This is a genomic window from Caballeronia terrestris, assembly GCF_001544515.1.
In the GTDB taxonomy this organism is placed as follows: domain Bacteria; phylum Pseudomonadota; class Gammaproteobacteria; order Burkholderiales; family Burkholderiaceae; genus Caballeronia; species Caballeronia terrestris.
This window is the reverse complement of record NZ_FCOL02000176.1, coordinates 1-4,233: the sequence shown is the minus strand read 5'-3', so window position 1 is coordinate 4,233 and position 4,233 is coordinate 1. Positions and strand designations below refer to the sequence as shown.

Annotated in this window: 5 protein-coding genes and 1 pseudogene; all 6 read right to left on the bottom strand. The window is 62.1% G+C overall.

Translation table 11 applies throughout. The annotated features are described in order from the left end of the window. A partial coding sequence (locus tag AWB67_RS34690; protein WP_143328453.1) for an ABC transporter ATP-binding protein occupies window positions 1–397 on the bottom strand: 397 nt, incomplete at its 3' end. Window positions 398–416: 19 nt separating this feature from the next. Next, a complete protein-coding gene (locus AWB67_RS34685; protein ID WP_087660454.1) occupies window positions 417–1,208 on the bottom strand; it encodes an ABC transporter permease in 792 nt (263 codons plus the stop codon). Then, on the bottom strand, window positions 1,205–2,143 hold the full coding sequence (locus AWB67_RS34680; protein WP_087660453.1) for an ABC transporter permease: 939 nt from the start codon (window positions 2,141–2,143) through the stop codon (window positions 1,205–1,207). Before AWB67_RS34680 ends, AWB67_RS34685 begins: the two co-directional genes overlap by 4 nt. A gap of 23 nt (window positions 2,144–2,166) precedes the next feature. Continuing rightward, a complete protein-coding gene (locus AWB67_RS34675) occupies window positions 2,167–3,285 on the bottom strand; it encodes an ABC transporter substrate-binding protein (protein WP_087660452.1) in 1,119 nt (372 codons plus the stop codon). 358 nt (window positions 3,286–3,643) lie between these two features. Beyond that, a pseudogene (locus AWB67_RS41125) lies at window positions 3,644–3,814 on the bottom strand (Na/Pi cotransporter family protein); the annotation flags it as partial. Between the two features lie 171 nt (window positions 3,815–3,985). Continuing rightward, the coding region (locus tag AWB67_RS43265) for an alpha/beta hydrolase fold domain-containing protein (RefSeq protein ID WP_159965096.1) at window positions 3,986–4,233 on the bottom strand (248 nt) is incomplete at its 5' end.

Here is a 4,233-nt window from a genome sequence, read left to right as displayed (position 1 = left end):
GCCACGGATAACGCTCGGCGAGATGCGGCAGCTTGATCAGTTCGAGCATTTCGGCAACGCGAGCGTCCATCTCCTTCTGCGAACGCTTTGCGACCTTCAACGCGAATCCGATGTTCTGCGCCACCGTCATGTTCGGAAACAACGCATAGGACTGGAACACCATGCCGACGGCGCGATCGCGCGTACGCACATGCGTGACGTCACGCCCATCCAGGCGGATCGAGCCGCGCGTGGGCGTCTCGAATCCGGCGATCATGCGCAGCACGGTGGTCTTTCCGCAGCCCGAGGGGCCGAGAAACGTGATGAATTCCCCTTGCTCGATCTGCATGTCGAACCGATGCAGCGCGACATTCGGCCCGAACGCTTTATGGAGATTGTCGATCTCGAGGAATGCCATGGGTCGCGGCCTCGCCGGCTCAAGTTTTATGACCGGCCAGTGCGCGCGCCGAACCGAACACCTGGATCAACCCCATCGACGCCCACGTGACGATGAACGCGATGATCGCCAGCGCCGAGGGCTCGTAGGCACGGTTCGCGCCGACCAGTTGCAGGTACGGTCCGAACGCCGGGCGATCCAGCAGGCTCGCAAGCGTGAATTCGCCGATTACGACGGCAAACGTCAGGAACGCGCCCGACAGAATCCCTGAGCGCACGTTCGGGAAGATCACGCGAAACAGGATCGTCATCCGGCCCGCGCCGAGGCACTCGGCGGCCTCGGTCAGCGAGCGGACGTCGACGGCGCGCATACCTGCATCGACGGCGCGGTACATGTAAGGCAGCGAGAGCGTGACATAACCGAACACGAGCAACAGATCGGTCGCGCGCTCGTTGCTGGTGAGCGGCAGAATCGAACTGCTGTTGTAGATGCGCAGGTAGCCGAAGACAATCACGATGGCCGGTATCACGAGCGGCAGCAAGGTGATGAACTCGACGACAGGCCGCAGCTTCGGCAAACGCAGTTGTACCCAATACGCAGTGGGCACGACGAGCACCACGCCGACGACGACGGTGAGCAACCCCATGAGCACCGAATAGCCGAACGAAGCCTGAAAATGGGGATCGCCGAAGACGACCCGATACGCGTCGAAGCTGTACGCGTCGCGCCGCATCCGCAGGCTGAACTCGAACGTCGCGGCAAGCGGAATGAAAAAATACAGCGTGCCGATGCTCATCGCGACCCAGGCGCCGGCGCGCGACTGCGCTTTCATCGGCGTCCCCTTTCGGCTCTCGCGCGCAACCAGATATAGCCGCCGTTCGACAAGCCCGTGACCACGACCATGCCGAGCGCGAGCGCATAGCCGAGATTCTGGTTATGCAGCACGTCGCCGCGAATCTGCGCGTACAGCAGGATCGGAACGATGTTGAGCGAACTACCAGTCAACGCGTAAGCCGTGGCGACCGCGCCGAACGCGTTGGCGAACAGCAGCAAGGTGGCGCCGAGCAGGCTCGGCCACAGGACCGGCAAAGCGACGTAACGCCAGTACTGCGCCGCGGTACCCCCGAGGCAGTCGCACGCTTCCCGCCACTCGCGCTTCAGCCCATCGAGCGCCGGAGTGATGATGAGTACCATCAAGGGAATCTGGAAGTACAGGTACGTAATGGTCAATCCGAGGAAGCTGAGAATGCTGAACCCGGTGGAATAGAGATTGAAGCCGAGGTATTTCCTCGCCAGGACCGTCACGAGGCCCACGCGACCCAATGTGCAGATGAAGGCGAAGGCAAGCGGCACGCCCGCGAAGTTGGATGCGACGCCTGAAAAGGTCATGAGCGTCGGCCGTATCCACGCGGGCAACCGGCCGTGCACCGCGGCCCAGGCGAGCAGCGCGCCGAACAGCGCCCCGCCAGCGGCGGATGCGACGCTCACCTTCACGCTGATCCAGTAGGCATCGAGCACGGCAGGCTGAAACAGCTCGCGAATATTCGCTAACGTGAAGTGCCCCTGCGCGTCCTGAAACGCGCCGATCATCAGAAAGGCAGTTGGCAATAGAAGAAACAGCAGCGCGAACCCGAAAAACGGTACGACGCCAACATAGGTCAGCCAACTCGCTCCGCTCTCTGCGCGCACGGGGCCGGACTTCGGCGCAGGCGCGGCCGGCGTCAGAAAATCCGGGCCTGAGGCGCCTGGCTGCGGAGATGCGCTCATCCCGTCGGTGGTCTCGTGCGTGCCTACTTTACGTTCGCGCCAACGACCTGATCCCAACCTTTGGTCACAGCGTCCTTCGTGGCGTTTTGCTGATCGAGCGTCGGGAAGATAGCGTTGCTATAGGACGATGCAGGCGGCAGCTTCGCGAGCAGCGCCTGCGACACCTTTTTCTGCGCGACGAGTTCGTTGTAGCGTATCGGATGGCAGTATCCGGCAAGCCAGCCGAGCTGCCCTTCGTCGGAGTAAAGGAATTCCATCCACAGCTTGGCGGCATTCGGATGGGGCGCGTAGGCGCTGATCGCCTGCACATAGACGCCCGCTACCACGCCGGTCTTCGGCACGATTACCTGTACTTTCGGATTGCCCTTGAGCGTGTCACGATCGGCAAGCGCGTTGTAATCCCAGCGCACGATGATGGGCGTCGTGCCCTGCGCGAGCGACGCGGCCTTGCCGATCACCGGCACGAAGTTGCCGCTTTTGTTCAGATCGGCGAAGAACTTGAGGCCCGTTTGGTCAGCCTTGGTCGCATCGCCCTTGCTCTGCGCGAGGCCCGCCGCATAAACGGCCTGAATGGCCTGATTGGCCGAGCGCGGGTCGCCTGCAAGCGAGACCGCATTGCGATAGTCGGATTTGAGCAGATCGCCCCAATCGGCAGGCGGCTTGTCGATCATGTCCGCGTTGACTTCGAACGCGAGCACGCCGTAATAGTCGCCGTACCAGTAGCCGTCCGCATCCTTGGAAGCAGTCGGGATCGCGTCCCACGTCGATACCTTGTAAGGCTGCAACAGGCCGTCCTTTTTCGCGGACGGACCGAACGACAGGCCGACATCGATCACATCGGGCGCTTGCGGTCCCTTGTTGCCTTTATTTGCCTTGATCGCTTCGATCTCGTCGCCCGAGCCTGCATCGGGGTTGAGCTCATTGACGTGGATGCCGTATTTTTTCTGGAATGCGGCGATCAGCGCACCGTATCCGCACCAGTCATGCGGCAGTGCGATCGTGGTCAACTGCCCTTCCTGCCTGGCGGCTGCGACGAGTGCGTCGGGCGGCGCAGCCGATGCGGGGTTGATGCCGCCGCCGGCCAGTCCTGCCGCTGCTGAGATCGAGAGGACACGGCCCGCCCAGACACGCTTCATCGTCATCGCTGTTCCCGAAAGGAAGGTAGTGCGTTGAAGAGATCCGCCGATTGCCGATGCAGGCTAAATTCAAATCTCCAGATTTGCAAGCTGCCAAAAAGGGACGGCTTCGCGTTAGGACGGATGCAAGCTGAGTGGCGTCGGGTCAGCGGCACTGGAGTGCTTCTCACCGCGATTGAGCATTCTTACATGGCAAGAAGCGACCAGCAGCACGGTGCGGGCACCTTCGGTCGCGCGGGAGCCGGGATCGCCCGTGCGATGGTCGAAATCGACAGTCTGGTGACGGACTGCAAGTCAGATGACGATGCGCACTGCCCGCCCGCTGAACAAGAAAGTGGGGAACCCGATGCTTGCGCGACCAGCATCACTCCTTGACGTGCAATGTGTCCAGAGAACGCTTGCGCAGGCGCGTCTCGTGCAACGCACCAGCCGCTTCCAGCACCGGATACGCCGTCGAGCAGCAGAGCGAGTTCAACCGCTTCATATTGCCAATGAGATCCAGATGCAGCGCACTGGTCTCCATGCTGCGCGGGGTGAGCCGCTTCTTAGTGAAATTAGCCTGTTATGCAGTTCGTCATATCAGGCCTCCGCATGCGGACGAGCGGCGTGTAGCCGAGCGCTCGCGTGTACGTGCCCTGGTCAAAAACGTCATGACGTATTTGGGTTTTGCCCGCTGGTTGCGCTCAGTCGCCACTCAACTGGCCGCTCAGTAATCGCGCAGGAATCGGCAAAGCGCGTCGTAAAACGCTTCAACCTGCGAGCAGCCCTTCGCGCGCAAGGCGGCATGCACCAGGCCTGCGCCGAAATGATCGGTCACGCGGCCGCCAGCGGCGCGCAGGGCGGCGGCGTACGCTCTGCCGTGGTCCCGCAAGGGATCGAATTCGGCGACACCGATGAACGCATCGGCGAGGCCGTCGAAACGCTCTGCGCAAAGCGGCATGGCGAGCGGATCGT

Bases quoted from the DNA above. Each gene is read 5' to 3' on its own strand.
- AWB67_RS34685 (WP_087660454.1), bottom strand. From the start codon at position 1,208: ATGAAAGCGCAGTCGCGCGCCGGCGCCTGGGTCGCGATGAGCATCGGC.
- AWB67_RS34680 (WP_087660453.1), bottom strand. From the start codon at position 2,143: ATGAGCGCATCTCCGCAGCCAGGCGCCTCAGGCCCGGATTTTCTGACG.
- AWB67_RS34675 (WP_087660452.1), bottom strand. From the start codon at position 3,285: ATGACGATGAAGCGTGTCTGGGCGGGCCGTGTCCTCTCGATCTCAGCA.